A 23,125-nucleotide genomic window follows, 5' to 3' on the forward strand; every position below is an offset into this window, starting at 1 on the left:
GCCCCCACGCCCCGAAGGGCGACCATGCTCCGCGACGCCACCCATTCCCAGCTCTCCGGCCACTTCGACCGCTGGATTGGCCCGCTGTGCGGCGTTTGGCCCGATGGCCACGACGACTGGTGCACCCTCCTCGGCACTGCGCAAGATCGCCTGCAGCCGGTTCTGCGACCCTTCGAGGCCGACCCCTGCCGACGTGCTGCGCACCTGCTTGCGCGAGCGTCCGCACGCAACGGAGATTCGAAGAATGCCGACTCCGCCCTGGAAACCCTGGGTGCCGCGGAGGCGATCGCCGACCAGGCCCGTATCACGGCCGGCCAGGAGTGACTCGTCGGTCTCCGTTCGGCCAACGCGGCTGCTGGCAGCGAAACCGGTTACGTCGGCTGGCGGTTGGAAGGTGCGATGCCAGGCGTAGAGGAGAATGGGCAAGGCACGGACCGCTCGCGGCGCCGGTGAGGAGAAGAATGTTGGATCTGCAGGCCGGTGTAGGCGTCTACCAGTTCGTTCGCGACCGACAGGACGATCTCCGGGACGAACAACACCCGGATGGCCACGACGCGTACGTCCAGTCCTGGCGCGACGCCCACGAACTCAGCCAGGAGTTCGCTACTGCGGTTCACGCGGGCAACACCGACGAGGCCCGCCGCCTTCTCAACGCGCTCATGGCCATGGCCGACCAGTGGAAGAGCCACCCTGACTTCCCCGCCGCAACCCGCGCCGTCCGCGCTGTGCACGACGCGGACACCCCAGCGGAACGGTGATCATGAAGGGCTCATGGTTTCTCATGTCGGGCGCGGTCGTCGTCATGCTGCTCCTCACGCCCCTTGTGATCCGCCTTCGTATCACTTCGTGGACTGTGGGGTGGCTGGCCATCCTGCTGGGCTCCATCGCCGTGATGGCCCTGCTGGGTCTGACGGCACGCCTCACCGATACGGATGGCCGGCCGACGCTCGTTGATGACCTGGATCCCTGACTCGATACGGACCGCGTGAAGAGCCTGCTCGATCAGCTCGTCCAGGTCTTGATCTGAGCGGCGACCTCCCGCACCGGTAGACCGTCCCGGGCGGCGCGGGCCAGCGGGAGAACGGTGTCCAGGCCAGGGCCCACCGGCATCCCGCACGCAGACAGGTAGGCCGCGGTCACCGTGGCCGCGAACAGCAGATTCCGCATCTCCAGGCTCGGGTTTCTCGCCAGCTCGCACAGCAGCGCCGCAGCCTTGTGATGAGGCTCGGGGTAGACCTCGCGGTCAAGGATCTCCGCCCGGTGACGTGCCTCCGCCGCGACGGGGACGCCGTAGTCGACAACCTGCGGATCCCCCGGAATCTGCTGCGCCACTGCCAGGATCCACGCGAGGTCGATGCGGAGGTTCACGCGGCGTCCCTCGGTGCCGTCTCCGCCGGAGTGTCCGGGAGGCCGGGGTACCGGTCCTCACCGACTTCCGCATCGAACACCTCCGTGTACGCGGCCAGGAACGATGCGGCGCCGGCCATGAAGGCCGCGCGGGACTGATTCACGTCCGCCTCGATCAGGTCGGCCACGTACCCCTGCAAGCTCAGGCCCCGGCGCTTGGCCCGGTCCTCGGCGGCTGCTTTGACCTCTTCATCCAGGCGGATGTTCGTCTGCTTTCCCATGCCAGCAACTGTAGCTATGTGCTGGTACCAGTGCATAGCAAATGGGAACGTCGGCCCGGGACCGGAGCGGTGGTGAGATCATTCCGGGGGGGGGGCAAGTGGGACGGGCGCGCCGGAGGGGCAACATGATCGACCTTGAAGAGCGCGTGAACCGCGTGTTCAATCCGGACCTGCGTCCCCTCGTCAGCGAGGCGTACCGGTGCTACGTCTCCGGCTCGGCCCGCGGCGCGATCGTCCTGACCTGGACAGCTGTCTGCGCCGACCTCATCGCCAAGGCCCAGATCCTCCATGAGGAGGGCGAGAGCCACGCGAAGGACCTGGTTGCCGATGTAGAGCGAGCGCAGGGCAGTGCGGAGTCCGAAGCGATTCCGATCATGCTCGCCCTGGAGAAGACTCTGCTCGACACGGCGGAGAAGCTCGAGCTGATCGACTTCACCCAGCGCAAGCAGCTGGAGCGGATCCGCGACGACCGCCACCTGTGTGCACATCCGTCCATCCGTCCCCTCGGCGAGCTCTACGAGCCGACGATGGAGTACGCCCGCGCCCACCTCGTGGCCGCGCTGGAGGCCGTTCTCATCCATCCTCCGAGCCGGGGCCGCAAGATCGTCGGCAGCTTCCTCAAGCACGTCGTAGACCCCGGTTTCGTCTACGACACTGAGTACCTCACTCACACCTTTTTCGACCGCGTTCGTCCCAGCGCCAGGTCCAAGGTCGTCGAGGCCGCGGCCAAGTTCGCTGTCCTCGCGATCGAAGACCCCGCGATCAAAATCAAACCGGAGAAGTTCGCCGACCGGATGGCCAAGTGCCTGCGCAGCTTCGCCGAACGCGATGCCGACCTCGTCAAGAAGGCCGTCGCCAAGCAAATGGCCCGCCTTGAGACGGCCGAACCCTCCATCCAACTTCAGGCACTCGGTCGGCTCGGCGACCTCCCCGCCTTCTGGGCCTCCCTGGGCACTCCCGTGCGCAATCTCCTGAACGCGAAGATCGAGACGATCGGGAACCGGGCGCCGTACAAAGAGATCACCACCGCCGAGGCCCAGGCCCTGGCCCTGGTCGCCCACCCCGAGCTCCGGGCGACGCTCCCCGCGCTCATCGAAGCGTTCTCCAAGCTCTGGTACATCCCCCGCGCAGACATCATCGCGCAGCGCCCCGACCCCTACTTCACGCCGTTCCTCCCGGCCCTCCTCAAGGACGTGGGCTCCTTTGACCGCGGGCAGGAAGTTGCGGAGAAGGCCGTCCTTCCGTGCGCAGGCTTCCTGACCTTGCCGGAGTTGGAGCAAGTCCTTACGGAGTGGAACGACAACGACCAGTGCTGGGGGCGTGCCATGCCCGGCTACCTCGTCGAGCTCTACACCCTCACGAGTCACCTCGGCGAGGGGCGTAGGCGCCTGTGGACCCCGATTCTGGAAGACGTCCGAGGAGACGAGCGGGTCTTCAACCTCATCGCCTCCGGCATCGGATCGACCGAGGCCTCCAGCACCTGACGGCTGGTCGTGCCGTGCCGGGGGCATGATGATCCCCATGACTGACGAAGACCTCCCTGCGCTGCCCTGACGTCGCGCGCAGTCAGCTATCCGCCGGGCCCGGTGGTCAGCGCTCGCCTGGCCCGTGCTCGCTCTCGCCCTGATGCCGCTTCTCCTGTGATGGCTCGTCGAGATCGGCGCCGGCGACCCGAGCAGAGCAGGGCAGAGTGGGCAGCTGGAGCGCTGCCAGCCGTCGCCGTCGTGGCCTGCCTCGTCTGGCGGCTGCGCCGTGAGTCCGCACGGAGCAGCGGACGGTCGCCGACCGCATGGCCAGTCGTCGAGCCGCCGTCCAAGGCCTTGGAGATGAGGCGCATGTGACGTTTTGGGCAGCGATTCGAGTCCGTGCGCTGCCACGGTCGGCAGGACCCTCAGAAACTCAGGTGCTGGCCGTGTTGCCCGCTCACTACGGTGATGAGTCCTCGGCCGCGAGCCGGGTGGAAAGCGGAAGGCAGGCCGATGAAACGCCTCGAACTGGTAGTCGTGCAATTCGAAGAGGTCAAGCGCCTCATCGAGGTCGGACGGGTCCCACAGCTGCGGCTGGCCCACATCCTGCTCGACAGCGCCGTCGAACTGATCATGCACCGCATGGCCGAAGCCGAACTCGACGGCGAGCGCTACCACTTCGATCAGCTTGAGAACCTCCGTCGGATCGAAGCGATGCGCAAGAGCGACAACCCCCTGCACCGCCGGTTCGCCAGAGGGCCGAGCGACGATCAGCTCAGCTCAGAGATCAAGAAGCTCGAAGCGATGGTGACCTCGAAAAGGAAACGCAAGAAGATCAACGACAACTTCGGAGACAAGATCGACTTCCTCGTCGAGCGGACGAGGCTACCTGGCAGCATCGCGCCGGTGCTGAAGAAGCTGCACGACTACCGGAACGAGACCTACCACCGCGACCAGCACCGCGTTGAAGTGATCCGTCCGGCAGTCCTGATCTACTTCGATGCGGCATGCACCGTGCTCGACCTGTACGAACCGGGAGTGCTGATCGGTGACGGCGCCCTGGGCCCTGAGCTGGCACGCTTCCAGGACACCCGCCCCGGCCACCATGACCCCTTCGAGGTGTCCCACCGGGCAGCGAAACAGCTAAGGGAGGAAGTTGGCCTTGACCTGGTAGCGGTGAGGACAGCGCTGGTCGACCATCTTCTTGGACGCCTCGACGATCTTGAGTCGGGACTCGCCTACGTGGAGGAGAACAGCGTCAATGGCGCGGCCCCGGGCGACGCGATTCGAATCATGCAGATCGAAGACGGAGACATCGAAGCGATCTTCAACAACGAGGTGCTGCGGAGCCGGAAGTATCCCCTCACGATGAAGGACGTGAAGTCCTGGATCGAGCGGGCCACAGCGATGGAAGACATGGACGACAAGCACATGCTCTTCGCCGAGCTCGCGGCACTTGAGGACGAGTTCGAGGATCTCGAATCGAAGGTCCGCGAGGCGGTCTGGCGCATCGACGAGGCAGCGAACATGCGCTGAGCGCCCGCGGCCGGACCGCCGTGGCCGACATGTGGCGCGAGGACCTGGACCGCGAGCGCGCTCACTCCTTCCTGCCCCGCGTCTGGGTGACCACGCGCGGGCTGCGTACCCACCCTCCGCTGCGCCTTCCGATCCCGTGTGTCGAACACGGCCCGTTGTCCGAGAAGCTCGGACAGACCGTGCACTCGCTGCACACTGCGGCCGCGAGCTGACCCGCCCTCCCGCCGGCCAGACGGTACGAGCCCGCGCTGCGCCCGATGCGTGATCTGATTCCCCGATATATGCGATAGGAGGTCGGATGGCGCGGTACGTTGGCGGACAGTCCCCCTGGACGCCGCGTCCCCCGTGCGCTGCGGCCGGGGGGCACACATCACACCGGACCTGGCGTGATCGCGGGCGACGGCCCGAATGACCACAGCGACCCGTAGCCGGACGCGCTCAGACGATGCTGATGCCGTTCGCTCAAGGGGGCCACCCGCCCGGCTTACTCGTCGCGCTGCTGCTGGGGCTCTTCGAAGGCTCGGAGCGCGGCCTGGAGAGCCTGCTCAATGCGACCAGGATCCCGCGGCGTCTGCTCATCCTCGGCCAGCGCGCCGCCCTCAGCCGCCGCCATCATGACGCCGAAGGCCTTCCGTTGCGCATCCTCGTTCAGCGACCGCCGGCCACGCAGTGCCCCGATCGTCATCAAAGTCAGCACGTCATCGCTCGTGGTGGGCCGCATCCGCCCCTCGACCAGGTCGTCCAGCCGCCAGCTGTCCGCGACCTCTTCCCACGTCACGTCAGGCATCGCCTCGTCGCTCACGCGTTCTCCCATGAGACAGGAGTCAACCACGGCACCCGGGGGCACCCCCAGCCGCCAAGCCGGACCTCACGGACACCGGAAAGGAGGCCCTGTCTCACATTCGGTGGTGACAGAAAGTCATTGCCTCGGCGGACAAACCATCGGTCGTGAAGCGGCAGGCCCACGCGCTGTGGCGGTCGCTATCCGGATCGACGGCTGTTCGTCTGGGTCCGGAGCAACAGGGGCGACCGCCCCGACACGCAGGCGACCGCTCCCGAAACCGCAGTTCAGAGCACCAATCGCACTCTCGGTGAAGCTGGGAGGTTCAATGGCCACGATCCGTCACCACCGAATGTGAGACAGGGCCGGAAAGGAGATACTTACATCGGCGTGCTCACAAGCTCCGCATGACAGTGACGACCTTCCCGAGGATGGAGGCCGACTCGCCGGGGATGGGGTCGAAAGCGTCGTTCTCCGGCACCAGCCACACAGCTGCGCCCTCCCGCCTGAGCCGCTTGACCGTCGCCTCCCCGTCAATCATGGCCGCGACGATCTCGCCGTTCTCGGCGTTCGGCTGGGCGCGGACGGCGACTGTGTCGCCGTCCATGATGTGCGCTTTGATCATCGAATTCCCCCTCACAGTGAGCGCGAACACCGTCCCGCTGCCGACGAGTTGCTTCGGCAGCGCCAGCACGTCCTCGACGTGCTCGTCGGCGGTGATCGGAACGCCGGCGGCGATGCGCCCGACGAGCGGGGTATGGACCACCGAGGCGTCGGACGCATCGGGGTTCGCTTCCACGGCAAAGTCGACCTCGGGACCGGCGGTCGCGGTGGGAACGTAAGCGCGGGGACGCTTCGGGTCCTGCCGCAGGACGCCCTTCTTCACCAGGGCGCCGATCTGATGCGCGACGGACGAGGTGCTGGCGAGCCCCGCAGCCTGACCGAGCTCCCGCATCGACGGCGGGTAGCCGCGCTCACTGATGCTGGCCCGGATCGCGTCGACGATGCGGCGTTGCCGGTCGGTCAGCCCGTCCTCCCGGGTCACGATGCCCGGCGGACGCCCGACGTACCGAGTGGCCTCCATAGTGTCCCCCTCCGCGCTCGTACAGGTTCGAACCGTAACCCGAGATTCCAGAAAGGGGCACAGACCTGCGACTTAAATTCCCTGGTCAACGACGGCTGCCTCCGACGTGCCACCAGCGGAATCAGGGAAGGTACAGCGCGCCACCGGCAAGCGCCGATGGGGGCGCGGCGTGGCGCGCTGCCAGCACGGCGCCTCGCCACTACTGTGACACCCTGCGGCATCGGTCTGCTGCTCCTCACGCGAACCTCGGCCCAACGGGTTCAAAGGCGGAGGCGAAGAAGCTCGGCTTCGACCAGTTCCGTCTCATCGACCGCAACGCCGCACCCCAGTACCTGTTCCTCATGCTCCGAGGGCCGACGGAGCGGAGCGAAAGGTGCTTGAAGCCATGTCGGCCACCCAGACCAGCAGCCGCGCCCGGACGTACGCCCTCTACACCGGCACCCCCCGCCAGGTCGCCTGCGACGCCGTCGCTGCCGTGCAGCCCGATGCGCCCCTCATCCCGGCACCGGCCCAGCACGCGCAACTCCTGCTTGAGTCGGAGGTGTTCTACTGGGTCCTCAACACCCAGCGGCACTTCTTCGAGTACCCCTTCGGAATCCGCTACGTACAGCCCACCTCAGAAGGCGTCCGGCTCCACCTAGAGAGCAACACCAGCCTCGACAGCCTGCTGAGCGGACTGCTGCCCTGCCGCTCACCGATGCGCGTAGGACGAGACGAGATCTACGGGCTCAACGGTGTCCGGATCTGCGCACGCACCGATCGCGGCATCGAGCTCCGTCGGCTCGGACAGCCGACCAGGATCCAGCTCACCGGCCCCTCGCGACGAGCCTTCCAGAAGGCCGAGGCAGCCCTTGCGCAGCAGATCCAGAGCAACGGGGGAGAGGCCTGCTGGCTGGCCGGCGACACCTGGACTCCCTACGAGAAGCAGTGGGACACCGAACGGCAGCCGCTCATCTACGAGAAGATCTGGCGGGACGCCGCCTGGCTCCCCAGCGGGCTGCTGCGCCGCCTCGGACTCCTCCACACCGTCGCCGTCCCCCAGGTCGTCACCGGCCACGAGTCGCGGCTGGGGGAGTGGTGGATCCTGCAGCTCGAGCACGATTCCGAGACGGCCCTGCGCCGCGCCGAGCTGGTCCAGGCCCTGACCGACCCGGAGCATGGTCTGCCACTGGAGCTGTGCGGTCACCGCGACCTGACGCCCGGGGGCAGCCTCGGCCTGGTCCTGTTGAAGTCTCCAGATCGCAGCGCCGCTCTCCAACTGCGCTACGACCGGATCGACTACCCGATCAGGAAGCACCGCGCCGAGATGTTCGCGGCGATCCGCCGGCGCACCAGTGCCCTGACGGGCGAGGCATCGTTGCCCGTGATGCCCGGTTGCTCGGGCACCGGCTGAGGGGGGTCACGAGGCGTAGGGGCCTTGGTCAAGGCCCCTACACCCGAAGGGATTCCCGCAATGCGGCGATGGCCCATGCCGTAGGCGTTTGCCGTACCGTTCTCGGACTGCGCCTGCCCAGGGGAGTGCGGCGGGCCGGACCGGGGAGAGGACGGCGTCGGGGTGAACGGGGAAGACCAGGAGAACTGGGGTAAGCGAGCGGTCTGCCGAACCGCTGATCCGGACGAGCTCTTCGTGGACGGCGCGGCCCAGAACAGGGCCAAGGCCCTCTGCACCGGCTGCCCGGTGCGCACCGAGTGCCTGGCCTATGCCCTCGACCATCGCATCGAGCACGGAATCTGGGGCGGTATGACCGAGCGTGAGCGGCGGGCTCTCCTGCGACGGCGCCCCCTGGTCACGTCATGGAGACGCCTGCTCGAAGCCGCCCGATCGGAACACCAACGACTTGCAAGCCCGGACGAAGGACAGGCCTGGGACGTCGCAGGATGAAAGCACGCCGGCCCCCGGACCCCCGCTCCCCGCGGTACCGCCCGGCGCGGACAGGAGGTGTTGGGCCGGGGCCGTGCGCGCCGGACGGCACCGCGGCCTGAGTGGCTGGCCCCGGGCCCGTCAGGGCCTGCGGGCTGGAGCCCGCGGCCGGGGGAAATTGGCGGTGATGCGGCCGCCCGCCCGGCAGAATCGGGTGATCGACACGCCCTTTGGGGGAGCTATGCAGGAACTCCGCTTCGACGACGATATCCGGTTCACCGTGGAAGTCAGCAGCGACCAGACGTGGCTGCACCGCGCACTGGGAGCCCACGAGCTGAGCGTCCAGCTCGCCGTCGGGGTGTCGCCCTTCACCGAGGCCGGGAAGATCCTCGCCCTGGAGGCGGACCTGTTCGGCTTCGAGGCGACGGGGCAGCGCTCCCGGCTCGCCCGGACCACGGCGAACCTGGCGTACACCCCGAAGATCACCGTCCACCGCGTGAACCTGTCGTTCCCGCTGACCTCGTTGCAGGTCCATGCCATCGAGGAGGGCCGCACCGGCGACGTCCGCTTCGAGATCGACCTCAACGCAACCCTGCCGCAGGCACCCGGGTATCCGGGGAGCACCCAGGACACGGCGCACGTCACCATCGCCAAGAGCCGGTGGGAACAGCAGCTCGCGCAGCTGGGGCCGTCCGCGGCCTTCGAGATGGCCGTGCCGTACCCGCTCGGCGACCCGGAACGGGACGAGGTCGGCCGGACGCTGCGGGAGGCACAGCGGTTGCTGACCGCGAACGAGGTGCGGGCGTCGATCCTGGAGGTCAGGCGGGCGCTGGAGTGGGTCCGGGAGAACGTCACCTGGGACAACCCCGGATCGAGGAAGCAGGCCAACCAGTGCAACCAGACCGAGCGGTGGTGGCGGATCCAGGACGCCCTCTACAGCCAGACCTGCGGCGCCCTGCACAACGACGCGGTCACCAAGACCTTCAAGTACGACCGGGCCGAGGCGGAGACGCTCCTGGCGATGACCTCCGCACTGCTGCGGAACGTGCCCACCACCAGCGCGTGACGGGACGGCCCGGCGCCCGCCCCGCGACCGAAACGAGGACCGCATGGCAATCGAGCACAACGGCATTGCAGGCCCCTACTTCGAGTACGACGGACTGCCCGCCCAGCACGTGGTGGACAAGGATCTGCCGCGGATCCATCCGTACGGCCCGGTGACGCCCGGCCGCTACCTCACGCCCGGCGGCGGACGGCTCACCATCCGCCCGGCCGAGAAGCGCGCCCACACCCGGATCACGCTGGACCACCTGGGCTGTCCCGCCCAGGTCACCGACGAGAAGAACGCCGCCTTCAAGCGGCTCGCCCAGGCTGCCGAGGGGTACTGCGTGCAGGCCAGGTGCCGACACCACGCCGCGTACTCGGGCGGGGTATTGCGCATCTTCGAGGTACGCAAGGGGAGCATCGAGCTCACCGCGTTCGTGCGCGCCGCGCTCGCGGTCGAGCTGGGGGACTTCGGTCCCACGGACCGGCTCTTCCAGGAGACCGAAGCACTGGTCGGGCCTGTCCGCCGGGACGGCGAGGGGGACCAGGCCAGCGGCGGCTAGACGCCCGATGTCCGCCTGTCGCGGCGGTACCGGCGGGCCCATGAAAGCGGGGAGGTGCGGCGCCACGGGGGGAGCGCCGCACCTGCAACCAGCGTAGCGATCCACCGCCCGGCCCGGGCTCATTTGCGCGACCGGCACCGGAGAAGGCCCCGGACCTCGGTCCGGGGCCGTCGTCGTGGAAGACCGTCAGCCTGTCCCCGGCTAGGAGTCGTAGGCCCACGACCGGCCGGTCTGCCGGTACTGCTCGACCGGGATCGGCTCGACGCCGGGCCGCATCCGGCTCACGTACAGCATCCCGTTGAGGTGGTCGATCTCGTGGGCGACGAGCCGGGCAAGACCCCGCTCGTACACCGTGGTGACGGTGGCGCCCTCCAGCGTCGTGGTCTCGACGGTGATGCGCAGCGGGCGGGGGACCATCCCGCGGACGTCGAAGAACGACAGGCATCCCTCGTACTGCTCGTCGGCGTCGCCGGAGGCCTCCGTGACCCTGGGGTTGAGCAGGACGATGGCGCCGGCGCCATCGTCGGGCGGCTGGACGGCGGCGGCCGCGCGGCCGATGCCGATCTGCGGGGCCGCCAGTCCCATGCCCTTGGCGAAGGGGTGCACCCGGCCGATCCGCTCCATGGCGGCGAACAGCGCGTCCACGGCCTGCTCGGCGGCATGCTGCTCGGCGGGCAGGTCGAACGGTCGGGCCGTCTCGGTCAGGACCGGGGCGCCGCGCTGGACGACCCCGAGGTCGCGCATCTGCTGACTGGGCCGGACCTCGGTCACTTGAACTCCCCTTGCATCACGTCCTGTTCGGGCCGGGCCCGGAACCTCCATTCCAGAGGAACTGGCCCGGCTGTGCCCCGCCCGCCACGGCGCCTACGGCCGGATCTGCGCCAGCATGGCCGATCACAAGCCTGACCTTCACCTGGGCCGGGCACAGGACGGCGCGTGGATCGCCTGGCTGACGACGGCGGACGTCTCCTGACCGCTCAACCGGTGCGGCCAAGGGGGTTCGTCGGCGCTCAGAACTCGTCGGCGCGCAGGGGGACGAGTTCGGCGACCTCGAACTGGGTCGTATCCGGGTGTAGTTCGAGGAAGCGGGCGATGACCTGGGCGTGCGCCTGACCGGTAAACAGGTCCAGCGCCACGGGGTCGAGGGGACCGTCGTCCAACTGCAGGTACGTCATTGCCAGATGGGCGCCGTGGTGCAGAGCGTCTTTCTCGGTGGGGTAGGTCCAGGTGCTCAGGTAGCGTTCCGGCTCGCTGCGGTGCAGCAGAACCCACGGGCCACCGGCCGCCCCCTTGGGCGCGTCGACCAGGGCCCGGCACGTGCGGCACCACGTCGCGTTCGCGGCAAGCCGCTCCGCCACACCGGCACCCCACACCGGCGTCGGCACGATGACGGGCGTGACATCCGGCCGTACGGGCAGGGCCTGCGGCTCCCGGGTGAGCAGTTCGGGGACCGGGTAGGCGGTGCGGGCGCGGCCCTTCTTGCCGGCCGGAGGCTGCCACAGTGCCCTCGGCCACGGCTCGTCGAGCGTCACCGAGGGGCTGCGGCGGAGGGGATGGCCGAGGTCGACCAGGTCCCCGCCGGACGGTGTCGGCTCCTCCCCGGGAGGCAGCGGCAGCAGCCACCCGGCCGCGTCCTTCACCCATGCCTGCCCGCAGCCGCCGCACCAGTGCACGGCGGCATCCTGCTCGGCGGGGCTGTCGTACCAGTCCGGCTCCTCCCGGCCCAGCCCGAGGCGCGCCATGGCGGTCGGCTTCTCGCACGGGCAGGATGCGAACCGGTAGAACTGCACATCGGGCTGCTCGTCGCGCGCAGCGTGCAGCCACGCCGGATGGACACCCAGCGCCCCCGCCAGTGCCGCCCGCTCTCCATCCCCGGGCCGGGAGCGGCCCGCCGCCCAGTGTCCGATCTGGTGCGCGCCAACGCCGACCTCGCCGCCCAGGCCGGCCGCGGTCTTCGCAGACGCCTCCTGCCACAGCCGCAGACGCCGCGCCAGGGGGGACAGCTCCAGCACCGCCCATACCGGGTGGTCACCCTGCGGCTCGACGTGATCCGGGTCGTCCTCCCACACCTCGTGAAGCTCGTTGTAGGAAAAGGCGTGCTCGGCCAGCGTCTCGGTCACCCACCGGCGCACCGCGGCGTCGTCCGCCCACTGCTCATCGGTGGCCTCCCGAGCCGCGGCGTCCGCGTTCTCCGCCAACACCAGCTCTTCGTGCAGCGGGAACAGCAGCTCCTCGACGGCCAGCAGCGCCCGGGAGGCGACGACACGGCGAGCCGGCTCCGGCGCCGCGCCGCTGAGCACACCCGACAGCACGTCGACGGCCCGCACCACCAGCCGGTCCTCCTGCTTCCCCCACCTGCTCACTTCGATCCCCTCCCACGACCGCCGCAGCCCTGCACGTGCCACATCATCCCGGCCACGACACGGACGCGGGCGACAACGCCCGAAGTTCACTCACACCAGAAGCCAGCCAGCAGCGCCCGGCATCAAACCCAGCACAACCGCCAACTACGCGGCCACCTACGCTGGGCCGATGCCCGTCGTACCCCCGCTCTTCAGCAATGCCGAGACCGACCATCCCGCCATCGCCCAGTGGTGCTCCACCATCCTGGCCGGCGATACCGCCCGCCTGCTTCTCCTGGGGCCGCACTGGTCCGGCAAGTCCCACGCCGCCTACGCCGGGGTGCGCCGTCTCCTCGCCGCCGGCTACCGCGAGGAGAACATCACCGTCCACCGGGCCCACGATCTCGGGCGCAGCTACGAGCCCAGCGTGATCGAGAACACCACGGCCGTCACGGTCATCGACGACGTAACCCTCTCCGTCGACCTGGTGCGCGAGGCCACTGTGCCGCTGAAGCCGGACTCCGCCGACGTCCAGGCCATGATGGCCCTGGAGGCGGGAGCACTCGCGGATGCCGTCGCCCGCCTGAGCCTGCTGCCGCGGCGCTCGTGGCTCCTGATCGCCTCGAACCTCGACTGCCTCGCCGAGGCGGTCGGCCAGGAGACCGCCGACCGCCTGGTCGCCGTCGCCGAGCAGGCCGAACTCACCCCCCGCCCCCGTCCGACCCTGCGCTGGTAGCAGCCGGACAACAAGCACGCCCGCCCCACCTCAACCAGCTGGACTACGCTGCGCGTTGTCGTGAGGGCGAAGGAAGGGCGGGCTGTGGCCAAGCGGACGAACGGCTCCGGGAAGAACCGCAAGGAGCCGCTGTCCGGCGTCGCGCGCCGGCTGTGGGCGTTCTCCGGCAACGAATGCGCCTGGGGCGACCCGCACTGCTCAACGCGGCTGGTCACAGAGGAGGGTGCCTGGGTCGGCAAGATCGCCCACATCATCGGCGCTGAGCCCGGCAGCGCCCGGCACGAGGCGTGGGACGGCAAGGACGTCGACCAGCTGCGGGACTTCGACAACCTGATGCTGCTGTGCGGGGTTCACCATGACCTGATCGACAGCGGCGTCACCCGGGACGACTACACCGTCGAGTACCTGCGGGCAGTCAAACAGAAGCACGAGGCCAGGTACCGGTATACGGTCGATGACATCGAGGCCGAGTTCCGGGACACGGTCAACGGCTCCCGGGTCCGGCCCGCCACCACCATGCTCCGCTTCTTCGCCTGGGAGAACGCCACCCAGGATCCGGAGGACGAACAGGACCTCCTCGAGCTGGTCAACCGCTTCGCGGGGCGCGTCGGCGGTCTCACGCGGATGGCCCGACAGGTCCTCGCCCTCGTGGTGCACGAGGAGACCACAGACTTCGAACTGGTGCTGAGGCGCTTCTCGGCGGACCGTACGACGCTGCTCAGCGTCGTACGCGAACTCCAGAAGGCGGAGATGGTCTACCTCCACGCCGAGGAGTACGACGAGGACCGCGGACGACTGTCTCTTCTCGGTGGCGCTCTGGAGGGCGTCCCCGAAATGTGGGACGAGCTTCGAGGCTTCTGCCGCGACGAGAAGGTGGACCTCACCGAGATCCTGGTGGATCTCGACTTCTCACGCTTGGACTGAGCCGCCGACGGGCGTACGACCTGTGACCGGGGGTGGCGGCCCCGGCCGTACTGCGTCCCGTCACGGGGACCGGGGCCTGTCCCGCACGCTCCATTCCGGCACGGGCCACGGCGAGCCTAACGGGTGATCCGAGAGCCATTGCACGGATTTCCACCGGCCTGGGGGGCGCGGCACCGAGGACCAGCGCTTCGAGGAGACTGCCGCAAGGCACTCACGCCGTCGGCTTCCGCATAGGACAGGCACCGCGAGCGGCGGCACCGACGGCACCGTCCTGAACGCGCTCCATGTCAACCTCGGCGGGGTCGGCCGCAACACCGTAGAAGCCGCCGAAGGCCTCGACCCCGCGCATGCCCTCCAGTTGGGCGAGCAGCGCCGCGGCTGCCACGCCGCGAGCAAGTTCACTCGCGGTCCGGACCACACGATTCCGTGCGCGCCCCGACCGAGGACGACCATCGCTGAACTGCAGCACGTCGCCGTTCTCGCCCAAGCTGCCGCCAGCGCGCTCGGCCTCCCCACGCAGCCAGTTCTTGGCCTGCTCACGAGAATGGCCCCATTGTCGGAGCTTGTACGCAATTTCAGCACCGCACAGTGGAACGGCGAAATCCAGGAAGAGCCGCAGCTCGTCAACAGCATTCAATGGTTCAGGCTGGCGCATAGAAATGTCTCCTAGAACGCAAAGAGTCGGAAGCCCGAGATAGGGCTAAAGAAGTGGCTGGGTTCCAGGGGAAAGCGAGCAAGAGGCGTCGGTCGGAAAGATGCCGTCCCGGTCGGGCCACACGGTCTGCCAGTACGGCACGGTGACCTCCCTGCCGTACACCGCCCTTAGCATCGCGAAAGGCTCCAAGGTCTCCACGGGGCGCATGAGCAGCTGAAATCCGTTCGCAAGGAGCCCGTCCAGAACCTCACCGGCAACCGGACCAGACGATCCGGCGAACCGCTCGACGACGGAATGGAGCACGCCCTGCATCACCCTGACGTCCAGCCCGGCCATCACGAACTCATGCCCCAGAGACTCGTGCAGACCGACGGTGTAGCAATAGGCAGCGGAACTCTCATCTGCAAGAACCGACTGGACGGCGAATCCGTGCTCCGCAATCACGTCCCGGAGTCGAGCAACGTACTCCGTCATGAAATCGGGCGGGCATACGGGGCAATCCGCTTCCCCGCAAGAATCGTGAGGACGGCCCTTCGGCAAGGCATTGGCCGCGACGTCGGGCGTGAAATCCAGATCGCGAGCGACCAGTTGTGAAAGATCACCGTCCGGACGGCACGACTCCAGAGCCGGAAGATCGATAAGACCCCACCGGCCCTGCGACAGGTCACCGCCCAGGCACGACCACCCGTAAGCCTGGCCGCTCGCGTCGTCGACCTCAACGACGTACCACTGGCCCCAGGCCGAGGAGTACCGGAGGCCAACCACCCTGTGCTCATGCGGCTGCAAGGCCGTTGCCCACAGAGCCGGCATCTCGGCCAGCACATCCGGAGCCGGGTAGAAGCCGTGGCCGCGCTCCTCGCGCCACAGCTCGGGCGGCCGTGTCCCGACCGGAGCGCCCCCCTGCGCAGAGCCCTCGGGGTCGGGCTGGGCGCGGAAGATGGCCTGCTCCACATCCGGGTGATAGATCGAGACCTCCTCGCCGTCCCAGCGCACGGTGTACGCCTCCAGGTCACCGGGCAAAGCGAGTAGTTCGGGGACGGTCTCCATCGCCCTGAGGAAGAGGGCGATGAACAGCTCTTCGCGTCCTCCGGCATCGGCAGCGACGGTGGTTCGCTCCCAGGGGTGCCCGAGGACGCGCATGCGGATGTCCGCCATGATCAGTTCTCCAGTGAATCGTGGGGTGGGGAGGCCGGCGAGGGCCTGGCCGAGGGCGTGCGTCGCCGCTCAGGCGATCGCGGAGCGGCGACGCTGCGTCTCCGCGCGCATCACGGGCCAGCCGGCGCCGACGGAGTGAGAAGAGGGAGGAGCGAGCCCGGATCAGGAGGCTGACGACTGCTGTGCCCGGTACTTGCCCACCACGGCGAGCACGGCGATGCCGAGCAGGTCGGCCCCCTCAACCGCCATCCAGTCGCCGAGTGTCGCTTCCGGGCTGCTGCTGAGCCGCTGGATGAGCTCGTGCACGCCGACATGGGGAACGCCCTCGGCATCGCAACCAGCCTCGAAGTGCCCGAAGTCGGGGGCGTACGCGTGGTAGTGCCCGTCGGCGCTCCAGTGAGGGTCCTGCCACAGCTCGAACACGGCGTTCGGGGCGTCCTCCTCCAGCCGCGCGGCGACTTCCTCGCAGAGGCCCAGTGCGGCGTCCCGGGCGCGGTAGACCTGCCCCAGCGTGAGGGCCTCGGAGGGACCAGGCTCATACTCGCCGCGAAGTTTGTGCTCCCGCATGAGGTCGAGAAGCGCGACGATCTCGCCAGCGGGAATCGAATGGATGCGGAGCTGCAGATCAGCAGACACGATTCTTCCTAGGATCGAGCGCCACGACGGGCGCGCATGAAGAGGGGCAGCACCGCGGGCGTTGTCGGCAGCGGTGAAGTAGAGGGGCTTCGGTCACTCGGCCGGCGCCCTCGCACCTGCGGGGGAGTGGGACCTGTCGGCGTTTGGTGTGTGGGTGGCTCTTCGGCCGTCCGGCGTTAGTCGAAGGCCTGGTTGGGGGCAGCCGTCAGAGCCGCGAGGCCTCACGCCGCCAGCTGCGCGTCTCGGCGCGGCGAACCAGACGGCGGAACCAGGGCCCCTTTTCGCCCTCATCGCTGTACCGGCCCGGCAGGATCTTGCTCCCCACGGAGCCGGTCCGCGCGTTCTTGACCTTGGGACGCCTCGCGGGACGCTTCTTCGCCCCGGTTCCCGGGACGGGGGTGCTCATGTTGAGATCAACTCCGCATCTGTTTGCCCCGATGCCTTACGCGGCGTCGTTTTCGGCGCAGTTGGGGCAGTCGTCGGGACAGCGGTCTTGGGTGCCGTAGGTGTGAACCTCACAGCGGACACAGGGGTCGACGGAGGCGACGTAGTCGCCGTCTTCGGTACGGGTTTCTCCGGCCCAGTCGTCCGCCGGGATCCCAGTAGGTTCGTTGCAGTGGCCGCAGTTGACCTCGCCGGGACGGTAGATGGCCATCAGCCCTCACCGACCATCACCGGCACGCCTGACGTCCGGCACTCCTGGCCGCGCACGAAGTGGCGATCCAGTCGGCCGGCGATCAGATCGACAACCGCACCGCACCCGGCGGCCGGGCAGCGGACGGCCATGCCCCGGCCCTCGTCGTCAAGGAGGGGCATTTCGGATGCGATGGCCATCGCGGTCTGCTCGCCCTTCAGGCGTACGGAGAAGGCCACCGCGCCGCCGGCCTCTACGTCATCGAGACACGACTGGCACAGGGGTCGCCTACGCGCTCGGGCCGTGGCCTCCGGCGACGGAGCCACACGGTGACCGTCGGGAGAGATGCCGGGCGGCAGGCCCGTCTCGGGGTCGATCAAGAGGCTCGGGGCGGTGTGTCGTTCCAGTTCGTGAAACATCGTCGAGTGGCCGCAACAGGGGCACATCATCAGATAGAACACGCGAGCTCTCACGATCGTCGGAGTGGTGTAAGTAGGCGCGGACGGCCCCATGGGGAAAGACCGCCTTTGTGGGGCTGCTGCAGGAGATCCAGCCGGTGACCTCGGGCGCTTCGTCTTCCTCGACGAGGCCGCGGGCGGTGGTCTGCTGGGCGGGTGGTTTTCGGCCGGTTCGTCGGCCGGCCTTACGAGAACAACAATACACACTGAAAATGGAATACGCAACAGATTCCGGCATCCATGCACGACGCGGCGCGGTCCGGCCGCCAGCCCGTACGAGAACGAGGACCGTCTGCTTCGGTGCCCCGGGCCAGGTGCCGGAAGGCGCGAGAGGCCCATCCGATCGCCGCCGTCCCTGGACCGCGCTGTCCCCCGGCCGCCGCCGCACAGCCGTCTGCCCGCCCTCGTCCCCGGTCCCGGCGCGCCAGGGCAGAAGGGGGCGCGCGGAGCCGACCGGGTGTGCGCCCTGCCCGAGGCACGGCCGGACCCGTACCGTCGCAAGATCGGGCCGAACCCCGGGGGCGCCCGGGACGCAGCGGCAGGGGAGGACGGTGGCGTGGTTGTGGAGCGCAGGAGGTTACTGGGCACCGGGCTCTGCGCGGCGGTGCTATGGACGGGCGGCACGACACCGGTGCTGGCCGGCGGGCGCGGCCAGCACCTGACCGAGGGGGATCTGTCGGCCGCGCGCAGGCTGTTCGCCGCCGGCAGGTACGACCGGCTCCACCAGGTGCTCCCTGGGATGGTGGCCCGCGCGAGCGAGAGCGAGCGAACGGGCCCGGTCGGCGCCGGCCGGGCGGCGGGGGTATGGGTGATCGTCTCTCAACTGGCGGCGAAGGAAGGCGAGATGGACATGGCGGCCGCCTTCGCGGTCCGGGCTGGGACGGCGGCCCGGCGCTCGGGCCGACCGGTACTCCTCGCGGCCGCCGCGCGCGCGGCCGCGACACCGCTGCGCCGTACGGGCCGCGCAGACACGGCCCTGCAACTGCTCGAGGAAGCGCACGATGCGCTGGACACCGCTCCCCGGCAGTCCCCGGCCGTCCTGGACGCGTCCGGCATGGTGGCCCTGACCGCGGCATACACCGCCGCCCAGGCCCAAATGCCCTCCGCCGCAGAGCAGTTCGCATCTCTGGCCGAACACACCGCGGCCCGCCTCCTCCGCGACCGCGGACGGCTACCGACGGGCGGGGAGTTGTCACCAGCGCAGTGCCTGCTGTACCGGGTCGGGATCCACCAGAAGCTCGGCGACGTCGACCGCGCCCTGGCGTACGCCGCGGCCCTGGAACCGGCCGCGCTGCCCACACCGGAGCGCAGGGCTCGCGCTGCAACCGACACCGCCCGCGCCCTGCTGGCCGCCGGAGACCTGCCGACCGCGTTCCTCCAGCTACAAAACGTCGAGCGAGCCGCGCCGCAGGAGGCCCGCCGCCCCTCCGTACGCGCGCTGACGGCCGACCTCGCCGCGCGTCAGCCAGGCCTGCCCGGAGTTACCGCCTTCGCCCGCCGCACCGTCCCGCGCCCAGCAACCTAACCCCCGCCGGCCGAAACGCGGCCCGGCCACGACATCCCTCCGTGCCGGTGCTGCCGCGCGCCACCACCGTGGCCGTTTGCTGCCCGCCCCGTGTCATGCCGCCGCGCCCCTTATTCTTCCGCGCCCAGGACCCGCTGCCCCAACCACGGGGTTCGCGGGCGTTGCCCACACCCGACGGCTGGCCGGGCCAGGCGGCGCTGGTCCGGCGGCCGTGCGTCAGCCGGGCAGGATCTGCGGGGCGGCGGTGTTCTGGTCGCGTTCGGCGCGCTTGAGCCGCTGCCTTTTCGACCGGCTCGTCCCCTCGGGCTGGTCCCATTCCGTCACGGAGGCCCCGTTCAGCAGCCGCCCGGGGCATCCGAGTGCTCGGGGCACGGCCCGTCGCCGCCCAGACGGCCAGATGCGGCTGGGTGGACGTGCCGCTGCCCGGAAAAGGAGCCGTCCGAGGCGGGGCTTTCGCCGGAGCTGACGTCGCATGTGCGCTCGTCGTTGCCCGGTTCCGCTTCGGAGGCGGAGGCCCCGTCAGCGTCCTTCGTCCACGCTGCCTTGAGAGAGGCAAGGAGCGCCTTGACGTGGGACATCGGGGCGTCGGTGACGGTGGCGATGTCGCGCATCGACGCCCGTCGCAGGGCCAATGCCTCCACTGCCTCGGCCAGTGCCTCCGCGCGGGCGCGGTCTGCCGCGCGCAGCTTTTCCAGCTCCGGCATCACTGGAACGATCGTCACCTCGGCAAAGACCCCGATGACAGCAAGCCCCTCCTCCAGGTTCGCCTTCGCCATCTTGAGCGTGCGGCCGTGCCCGTACACGCCGTGCTCGGGGGAGCTGACCGACCAGGAACGGCCGCGCCTGGTCGCCGGGCACTCGATCGGCTCGTTCACGCCTTGCTCCTCAAGTCCTCGATGATCTGCTGAGCTACGACGTCCGGGATCGGGTGGGGCAGCACGAGCCGCTGCGCTCCGACCCGGTAGGTGGCGTGGTTCGCGTGGGTCTCGACGAGAGTGACCGTGAGCCCCAGCCGGTGGGCCTCGGCGCGGATCCGCTTCAACGGGCCACCAGCGTCCGTGCTGGCACGCAGGCCGTCGGTGATCTCCTGCGTCTCCTTCCAGTGCTCGAGGCTGACGACGGCCTCGTGCACGGGCTGCGGCGACCACACCCACATCGAGATGGGGTTCCACCGGGAGTATCCCGTCCGCCCGGTCCGGGATGCCTTCCGGTTGTACACCTGGTAGCCAGTGAGCTTCGGGTTCGCGAGCAGCCCTTCGACGCGGTTGTGCGTCCACCCGCCCTCGATCGGGTACCGGTCCGGCTCGGCCGACAGAATCGCGATGATGTCGGCCGCTTTGAGATGCTCCTCGCGCCGCAGACGGTGCAGCTCCCGGGCCGCGTCAAAGCGCCGTTCGTCCGGGTGGCGGACCAGCTTCTTCTTTGGCCGCGCCTCTCCGAACCGTCCCCGGGCCGCGGGCGGCGCGTTCTCGTCGACGACCGCGATGTAGGGGTACGGCGGGTAGCCGTGGTTCCAGCCGCCGATGGCGTGTTGAACCTGGCCGCCCATGGACATCTCCAGCATGACGGTGCGGTAGACCTCCGCCTCGACCTGGCCGTAGCGGCGGGTGCGCAGCCGGCCGGATTCGGTGCCGCCGACGGGTTCGTTGGCGTACACCACCTCCACGCCGAGACTCTGGAGCTGGTGCTCCACGGTGAGACTGGTCAGCATGGCCCGCGCGACGCGGTCGGAGCGCTCGGCCAGAACGTGTGTGATGCCCATCAACTCGGCCCGGTCCAGGAGGTCCTGGAGGCCGCCGTCCCGGTGCGTCGGGACGCCCAGCGCGTCGTACATCTCCTGCGGGCCGAGGCCCCGGGACTCTGGCGGGAGCATCCCGGACTCGACGTCCCAGAAGTACCCGACGAACTCCTCGCCGGCTTCGAGGCGCTGGGCGGACAGAGCCACTTGACGGGGGATGGAGCTGCTCGGGTTCTGGTTGTCCTTGGTGGAGACCCTGCCCACGAAGGCGGTCCGACGCGGGCGCGTGTCCGCCTGCGTGAAATTCGACAGACCGCTGAGGTCGATGGGGGGCCCAAAGGGCGTATTCATCGTCTTCCTTCTGACGGGGCCCGGTGGCTGGTCAGCGCCGGGCCGGAGATCTGGATGTCGAGGCGCCCCCTGGCCCTCAGACCGGGAGACACCAGACGAGCGGCGGCGGCCGGGGTCGGTGATGGGTGGCCCGGCCCGGGGCCCCTTGGGCGGAGGGGGATGGTGGGGCCGGGCCGGTGGGTGGGCGCGAACGGGCCCTGGGGGATCCGTCCGCCCTACCCTGGTCTGGGTGTTCCGCCCCTGCGGCGCGGGCGCGGTGCTTGGGGACCGGGGCCCCGTTCCCGGGGGAGGCCGGCCCCCGCCCGGGGCCGCGTTACAGGCTCTTGGGGGCTTCTGGGGGTGTTGGTGTGGGGTGTGGGGGTCCGGCGGCCCCTTGTGGGGGGTTGGGGGGCCGCCGGGCCCGGTTCTGGGGGTTACGCGGTCTTGTAGCCGTTGAGCTTTTCGACCAGCTCGGCGCGGATGAAGGCGAGTGCCTGCGCCTTGTCGTCGAGCTTGTTGATCTCGGCCTGGACGGCTTCGGCGCGCTGGCCGTTGAGGAACGTGGTGTACGTGGCCTCGCGCTCGGGGGTGGCCTTGTCGGCCTGGTAGGTCTTGACCAGGCCGGTGACGAGGTCGCGGACCTTCTCGAAGGTGTCCTGGCTCGCGTTCTCGGCCGGGGAGTTGGTCTCGAAGGCCGAACCGAGCATCCGCTTGCGGAACTTCAGCAGCGGCGCGGCCCCGTTGTCCGTCTCGGCGGTCAGGTCGGCCGGGTTGACCAGGTGGCTGCCGACCACGTACGGCAGCTCCATGTCGCCCAGCTTCGGGGCGTCGGTCCGCTCGTGGCGGTCGGTGGCGCTGCCCTTGCCGAACTGGACGTTCAGCAGACCCTCGGTCTTCGGGAACAGCTCCCAGTTCGGGTGGACCACGACCGTGCCGACCGGGAACACCCCGTCCTGGAGGACGCGGGACAGGTCGTAGACCGCCTCGCCGTTCTCGCCCGTCTCGACCGAGTACGAGTAGGTGGCACCGGCCGGGGTGGTGAACGTCTGGGTACCGGACATGAAGATCCCCTCCAACAGGGTCAGTAGGTGGTTTCTCGGCCGGTTCTTCGTTCCCCCGACCTCGTGATAACTACAGTACACACCGAATCATGAATACGCAACACCGGAACGGGATCACCCCCACACGCTCAACCAAACCCACCACCAACTAGGAACCTCACCCCACCTACCCCACCCCGACGACCACCCGCACCCCCGCCCGAGCCCACACCGCCACCCCACCCCGAACCCGCCGAAGCCACCCGGCCCCACCCCCACGCAACCCCGGATCTAACACCCCACCCGACCCCCCGCACGCGAATCTAACGCCACCCGGAAACGCCAAACGGACCCAACCCGCGAATCTAACGTCCGCCCCTCGTGCGACGATTGGAGCGGCCCCGGATCTAACACCCGCGATCCGCTGAATCTAACAGCCCGCCAATTCCCGAACCGCGAATCTAACGCCACCCCCACACGCGCCCCGGATCGCCACACACGGCCCCTTGGAGCCTCGCCCCCGCTATCCCCTTCCCGGACGGCCCAGACCTCTGTAGGCTGCCGCTAGAGCCGTACAGGGGCCGCCCGGCCGGACCGGAGCGAACCCCCCGGACCGGAGTAACGGAAACCCCGTCAATTCCCGCCGCACAACTTGAATTCCGGGGCCCCGAACCTCTAGAATGATCAGACCGCACGGAGAACCAGGATCACCCGCAGAGAAACACCACCGGGACAACCTGAAAACCCGTTAGAAACCACCGGAAAGGCCCGCCCGGAACCGCGAGGGAACCCCCTCCCACCTAGCCAGCCATTCTCTGACCACAACCCCCAGAAAGAGGAACGGAATTCGAGGCCGGACCGCCCGCCGGCCTCTGGCCCGCCCCGCGGGCCAGCTCCACGGCCGGCCCCTCGGCCGGCCGGTCAGCGCTCTGCGCTGACGGTCTTTCAGAGGGCGCTCTGCGCCCTCTGTACCCGCGGAGCGGGTACAG

28 protein-coding genes are annotated in these 23,125 nt (G+C 69.2%); 13 read left to right on the forward strand and 15 right to left on the reverse strand.

Annotated elements, in window-relative coordinates:
- The first annotated feature begins 24 nt into the window (after positions 1-24).
- The 3 genes from ABZZ79_RS22815 (at position 25) to ABZZ79_RS22825 (ending at position 970) form a co-directional block, all read left to right on the forward strand.
- Positions 25-324, forward strand: a complete 300-nt coding sequence (locus ABZZ79_RS22815; protein ID WP_356691398.1) for a hypothetical protein — start codon at positions 25-27, stop codon at positions 322-324.
- A 137-nt stretch (positions 325-461) separates the two neighbouring features.
- Positions 462-758 (forward strand): hypothetical protein, encoded by a 297-nt coding sequence (locus ABZZ79_RS22820; protein WP_356691400.1) that lies wholly within the window; start codon positions 462-464, stop codon positions 756-758.
- The gene (locus ABZZ79_RS22825; RefSeq protein WP_356691402.1) at positions 755-970 is read left to right on the forward strand and encodes a hypothetical protein; all 216 of its coding nucleotides are present in this window, start codon (positions 755-757) and stop codon (positions 968-970) included. Before ABZZ79_RS22820 ends, ABZZ79_RS22825 begins: the two co-directional genes overlap by 4 nt.
- Before the next feature lie 32 nt (positions 971-1,002).
- Here ABZZ79_RS22825 and ABZZ79_RS22830 read toward each other — a convergent pair whose 3' ends face one another.
- Positions 1,003-1,368 (reverse strand): hypothetical protein, encoded by a 366-nt coding sequence (locus tag ABZZ79_RS22830; RefSeq protein WP_145830443.1) that lies wholly within the window; start codon positions 1,366-1,368, stop codon positions 1,003-1,005.
- Positions 1,365-1,628, reverse strand: a complete 264-nt coding sequence (locus ABZZ79_RS22835; protein ID WP_356691404.1) for a hypothetical protein — start codon at positions 1,626-1,628, stop codon at positions 1,365-1,367. The genes ABZZ79_RS22830 and ABZZ79_RS22835 overlap by 4 nt, the downstream gene beginning before the upstream one ends.
- A gap of 125 nt (positions 1,629-1,753) precedes the next feature.
- Here ABZZ79_RS22835 and ABZZ79_RS22840 point away from each other — a divergent pair, with 125 nt between their 5' ends.
- The 3 genes from ABZZ79_RS22840 to ABZZ79_RS22850 all read left to right on the forward strand — a co-directional run bounded on the left by ABZZ79_RS22840 (position 1,754) and on the right by ABZZ79_RS22850 (position 4,842).
- Positions 1,754-3,112, forward strand: a complete 1,359-nt coding sequence (locus tag ABZZ79_RS22840; protein ID WP_356691406.1) for a hypothetical protein — start codon at positions 1,754-1,756, stop codon at positions 3,110-3,112.
- A gap of 495 nt (positions 3,113-3,607) precedes the next feature.
- Positions 3,608-4,630 (forward strand): hypothetical protein, encoded by a 1,023-nt coding sequence (locus ABZZ79_RS22845; protein WP_356691408.1) that lies wholly within the window; start codon positions 3,608-3,610, stop codon positions 4,628-4,630.
- 20 nt (positions 4,631-4,650) lie between these two features.
- Positions 4,651-4,842 carry a hypothetical protein gene (locus ABZZ79_RS22850; RefSeq protein ID WP_356691410.1) on the forward strand — a complete coding sequence of 64 codons (192 nt, stop codon included), beginning with the start codon at positions 4,651-4,653 and terminating at the stop codon, positions 4,840-4,842.
- Positions 4,843-5,114: 272 nt separating this feature from the next.
- On the opposite strand, the gene ABZZ79_RS22855 is transcribed toward ABZZ79_RS22850, so the two are convergent.
- On the reverse strand, positions 5,115-5,432 hold the full coding sequence (locus ABZZ79_RS22855; RefSeq protein WP_356691412.1) for a hypothetical protein: 318 nt from the start codon (positions 5,430-5,432) through the stop codon (positions 5,115-5,117).
- Positions 5,433-5,805: 373 nt separating this feature from the next.
- Positions 5,806-6,495 (reverse strand): transcriptional repressor LexA, encoded by a 690-nt coding sequence (lexA, locus tag ABZZ79_RS22860; protein WP_024127334.1) that lies wholly within the window; start codon positions 6,493-6,495, stop codon positions 5,806-5,808.
- A 385-nt stretch (positions 6,496-6,880) separates the two neighbouring features.
- On the opposite strand from lexA, the gene ABZZ79_RS22865 reads away from it, so the two are divergent.
- From ABZZ79_RS22865 to ABZZ79_RS22880, 4 genes are all read left to right on the forward strand, one after another.
- A complete protein-coding gene (locus ABZZ79_RS22865) occupies positions 6,881-7,888 on the forward strand; it encodes a hypothetical protein (RefSeq protein ID WP_356691414.1) in 1,008 nt (335 codons plus the stop codon).
- 162 nt (positions 7,889-8,050) lie between these two features.
- Positions 8,051-8,377, forward strand: a complete 327-nt coding sequence (locus ABZZ79_RS22870; protein ID WP_024127336.1) for a WhiB family transcriptional regulator — start codon at positions 8,051-8,053, stop codon at positions 8,375-8,377.
- A 220-nt stretch (positions 8,378-8,597) separates the two neighbouring features.
- A complete protein-coding gene (locus tag ABZZ79_RS22875) occupies positions 8,598-9,422 on the forward strand; it encodes a hypothetical protein (protein WP_356691417.1) in 825 nt (274 codons plus the stop codon).
- Between the two features lie 43 nt (positions 9,423-9,465).
- Positions 9,466-9,963: a DUF6420 family protein gene (locus ABZZ79_RS22880; protein WP_356691419.1), complete on the forward strand. Its 498-nt coding sequence runs from the start codon at positions 9,466-9,468 to the stop codon at positions 9,961-9,963.
- 201 nt (positions 9,964-10,164) lie between these two features.
- Here ABZZ79_RS22880 and ABZZ79_RS22885 read toward each other — a convergent pair whose 3' ends face one another.
- The gene (locus ABZZ79_RS22885; protein ID WP_356691421.1) at positions 10,165-10,734 is read right to left on the reverse strand and encodes a peptide deformylase; all 570 of its coding nucleotides are present in this window, start codon (positions 10,732-10,734) and stop codon (positions 10,165-10,167) included.
- 239 nt (positions 10,735-10,973) lie between these two features.
- Entirely contained in the window at positions 10,974-12,326 is a 1,353-nt protein-coding gene (locus ABZZ79_RS22890; protein WP_356691423.1) for a helix-turn-helix transcriptional regulator, read from the reverse strand.
- A gap of 169 nt (positions 12,327-12,495) precedes the next feature.
- Here ABZZ79_RS22890 and ABZZ79_RS22895 point away from each other — a divergent pair, with 169 nt between their 5' ends.
- Positions 12,496-13,041 carry a hypothetical protein gene (locus ABZZ79_RS22895; protein WP_356691425.1) on the forward strand — a complete coding sequence of 182 codons (546 nt, stop codon included), beginning with the start codon at positions 12,496-12,498 and terminating at the stop codon, positions 13,039-13,041.
- 84 nt (positions 13,042-13,125) lie between these two features.
- The gene (locus tag ABZZ79_RS22900; protein WP_356691427.1) at positions 13,126-13,965 is read left to right on the forward strand and encodes an HNH endonuclease; all 840 of its coding nucleotides are present in this window, start codon (positions 13,126-13,128) and stop codon (positions 13,963-13,965) included.
- 211 nt (positions 13,966-14,176) lie between these two features.
- Here the strand turns inward: ABZZ79_RS22900 and ABZZ79_RS22905 are convergent, their stop codons facing one another.
- The 6 genes from ABZZ79_RS22905 to ABZZ79_RS22930 form a co-directional block, all read right to left on the reverse strand.
- Positions 14,177-14,620, reverse strand: a complete 444-nt coding sequence (locus ABZZ79_RS22905; RefSeq protein WP_356691429.1) for a hypothetical protein — start codon at positions 14,618-14,620, stop codon at positions 14,177-14,179.
- Positions 14,621-14,665: 45 nt separating this feature from the next.
- The gene (locus ABZZ79_RS22910; protein WP_356691431.1) at positions 14,666-15,775 is read right to left on the reverse strand and encodes a DUF4262 domain-containing protein; all 1,110 of its coding nucleotides are present in this window, start codon (positions 15,773-15,775) and stop codon (positions 14,666-14,668) included.
- Between the two features lie 162 nt (positions 15,776-15,937).
- A complete protein-coding gene (locus ABZZ79_RS22915) occupies positions 15,938-16,411 on the reverse strand; it encodes a hypothetical protein (protein WP_356691433.1) in 474 nt (157 codons plus the stop codon).
- Between the two features lie 205 nt (positions 16,412-16,616).
- Positions 16,617-16,817: a hypothetical protein gene (locus ABZZ79_RS22920; protein WP_356691435.1), complete on the reverse strand. Its 201-nt coding sequence runs from the start codon at positions 16,815-16,817 to the stop codon at positions 16,617-16,619.
- 36 nt (positions 16,818-16,853) lie between these two features.
- Positions 16,854-17,066, reverse strand: a complete 213-nt coding sequence (locus tag ABZZ79_RS22925) for a hypothetical protein (protein ID WP_356691437.1) — start codon at positions 17,064-17,066, stop codon at positions 16,854-16,856.
- Positions 17,066-17,245 carry a hypothetical protein gene (locus ABZZ79_RS22930; RefSeq protein WP_356691439.1) on the reverse strand — a complete coding sequence of 60 codons (180 nt, stop codon included), beginning with the start codon at positions 17,243-17,245 and terminating at the stop codon, positions 17,066-17,068. Before ABZZ79_RS22930 ends, ABZZ79_RS22925 begins: the two co-directional genes overlap by 1 nt.
- 814 nt (positions 17,246-18,059) lie before the next feature.
- Between ABZZ79_RS22930 and ABZZ79_RS22935 the strand changes: the two genes are divergently transcribed.
- Positions 18,060-19,028, forward strand: coding sequence for a transcriptional regulator (locus tag ABZZ79_RS22935; RefSeq protein WP_356691441.1), 969 nt, complete (start codon positions 18,060-18,062; stop codon positions 19,026-19,028).
- A 335-nt stretch (positions 19,029-19,363) separates the two neighbouring features.
- Here the strand turns inward: ABZZ79_RS22935 and ABZZ79_RS22940 are convergent, their stop codons facing one another.
- The 3 genes from ABZZ79_RS22940 to ABZZ79_RS22950 form a co-directional block, all read right to left on the reverse strand.
- On the reverse strand, positions 19,364-19,903 hold the full coding sequence (locus ABZZ79_RS22940; protein WP_356691443.1) for a hypothetical protein: 540 nt from the start codon (positions 19,901-19,903) through the stop codon (positions 19,364-19,366).
- Entirely contained in the window at positions 19,900-21,117 is a 1,218-nt protein-coding gene (locus tag ABZZ79_RS22945) for a recombinase family protein (RefSeq protein WP_356691445.1), read from the reverse strand. The genes ABZZ79_RS22940 and ABZZ79_RS22945 overlap by 4 nt, the downstream gene beginning before the upstream one ends.
- 413 nt (positions 21,118-21,530) lie before the next feature.
- Positions 21,531-22,157 carry a hypothetical protein gene (locus tag ABZZ79_RS22950; RefSeq protein ID WP_356691447.1) on the reverse strand — a complete coding sequence of 209 codons (627 nt, stop codon included), beginning with the start codon at positions 22,155-22,157 and terminating at the stop codon, positions 21,531-21,533.
- Positions 22,158-23,125: the final 968 nt, after the last annotated feature.

This window comes from Streptomyces sp. NPDC006458, assembly GCF_040612135.1.
In the GTDB taxonomy this organism is placed as follows: Bacteria; Actinomycetota; Actinomycetes; order Streptomycetales; family Streptomycetaceae; genus Streptomyces.

Excerpts from the sequence above, each read along its gene's own strand:
- ABZZ79_RS22840 (WP_356691406.1), top strand. The coding sequence starts at position 1,754 with ATGATCGACCTTGAAGAGCGCGTGAACCGCGTGTTCAATCCGGACCTG.
- ABZZ79_RS22930 (WP_356691439.1), bottom strand. The coding sequence starts at position 17,245 with ATGGCCATCGCATCCGAAATGCCCCTCCTTGACGACGAGGGCCGGGGC.
- ABZZ79_RS22845 (WP_356691408.1), top strand. The coding sequence starts at position 3,608 with ATGAAACGCCTCGAACTGGTAGTCGTGCAATTCGAAGAGGTCAAGCGC.
- ABZZ79_RS22925 (WP_356691437.1), bottom strand. The coding sequence starts at position 17,066 with ATGGCCATCTACCGTCCCGGCGAGGTCAACTGCGGCCACTGCAACGAA.
- ABZZ79_RS22945 (WP_356691445.1), bottom strand. The coding sequence starts at position 21,117 with ATGAATACGCCCTTTGGGCCCCCCATCGACCTCAGCGGTCTGTCGAAT.
- ABZZ79_RS22910 (WP_356691431.1), bottom strand. The coding sequence starts at position 15,775 with ATGGCGGACATCCGCATGCGCGTCCTCGGGCACCCCTGGGAGCGAACC.
- ABZZ79_RS22950 (WP_356691447.1), bottom strand. The coding sequence starts at position 22,157 with ATGTCCGGTACCCAGACGTTCACCACCCCGGCCGGTGCCACCTACTCG.
- lexA (WP_024127334.1), bottom strand. The coding sequence starts at position 6,495 with ATGGAGGCCACTCGGTACGTCGGGCGTCCGCCGGGCATCGTGACCCGG.
- ABZZ79_RS22835 (WP_356691404.1), bottom strand. The coding sequence starts at position 1,628 with ATGGGAAAGCAGACGAACATCCGCCTGGATGAAGAGGTCAAAGCAGCC.
- ABZZ79_RS22920 (WP_356691435.1), bottom strand. The coding sequence starts at position 16,817 with ATGAGCACCCCCGTCCCGGGAACCGGGGCGAAGAAGCGTCCCGCGAGG.
- ABZZ79_RS22895 (WP_356691425.1), top strand. The coding sequence starts at position 12,496 with ATGCCCGTCGTACCCCCGCTCTTCAGCAATGCCGAGACCGACCATCCC.
- ABZZ79_RS22820 (WP_356691400.1), top strand. The coding sequence starts at position 462 with ATGTTGGATCTGCAGGCCGGTGTAGGCGTCTACCAGTTCGTTCGCGAC.
- ABZZ79_RS22905 (WP_356691429.1), bottom strand. The coding sequence starts at position 14,620 with ATGCGCCAGCCTGAACCATTGAATGCTGTTGACGAGCTGCGGCTCTTC.
- ABZZ79_RS22880 (WP_356691419.1), top strand. The coding sequence starts at position 9,466 with ATGGCAATCGAGCACAACGGCATTGCAGGCCCCTACTTCGAGTACGAC.
- ABZZ79_RS22815 (WP_356691398.1), top strand. The coding sequence starts at position 25 with ATGCTCCGCGACGCCACCCATTCCCAGCTCTCCGGCCACTTCGACCGC.
- ABZZ79_RS22875 (WP_356691417.1), top strand. The coding sequence starts at position 8,598 with ATGCAGGAACTCCGCTTCGACGACGATATCCGGTTCACCGTGGAAGTC.
- ABZZ79_RS22865 (WP_356691414.1), top strand. The coding sequence starts at position 6,881 with ATGTCGGCCACCCAGACCAGCAGCCGCGCCCGGACGTACGCCCTCTAC.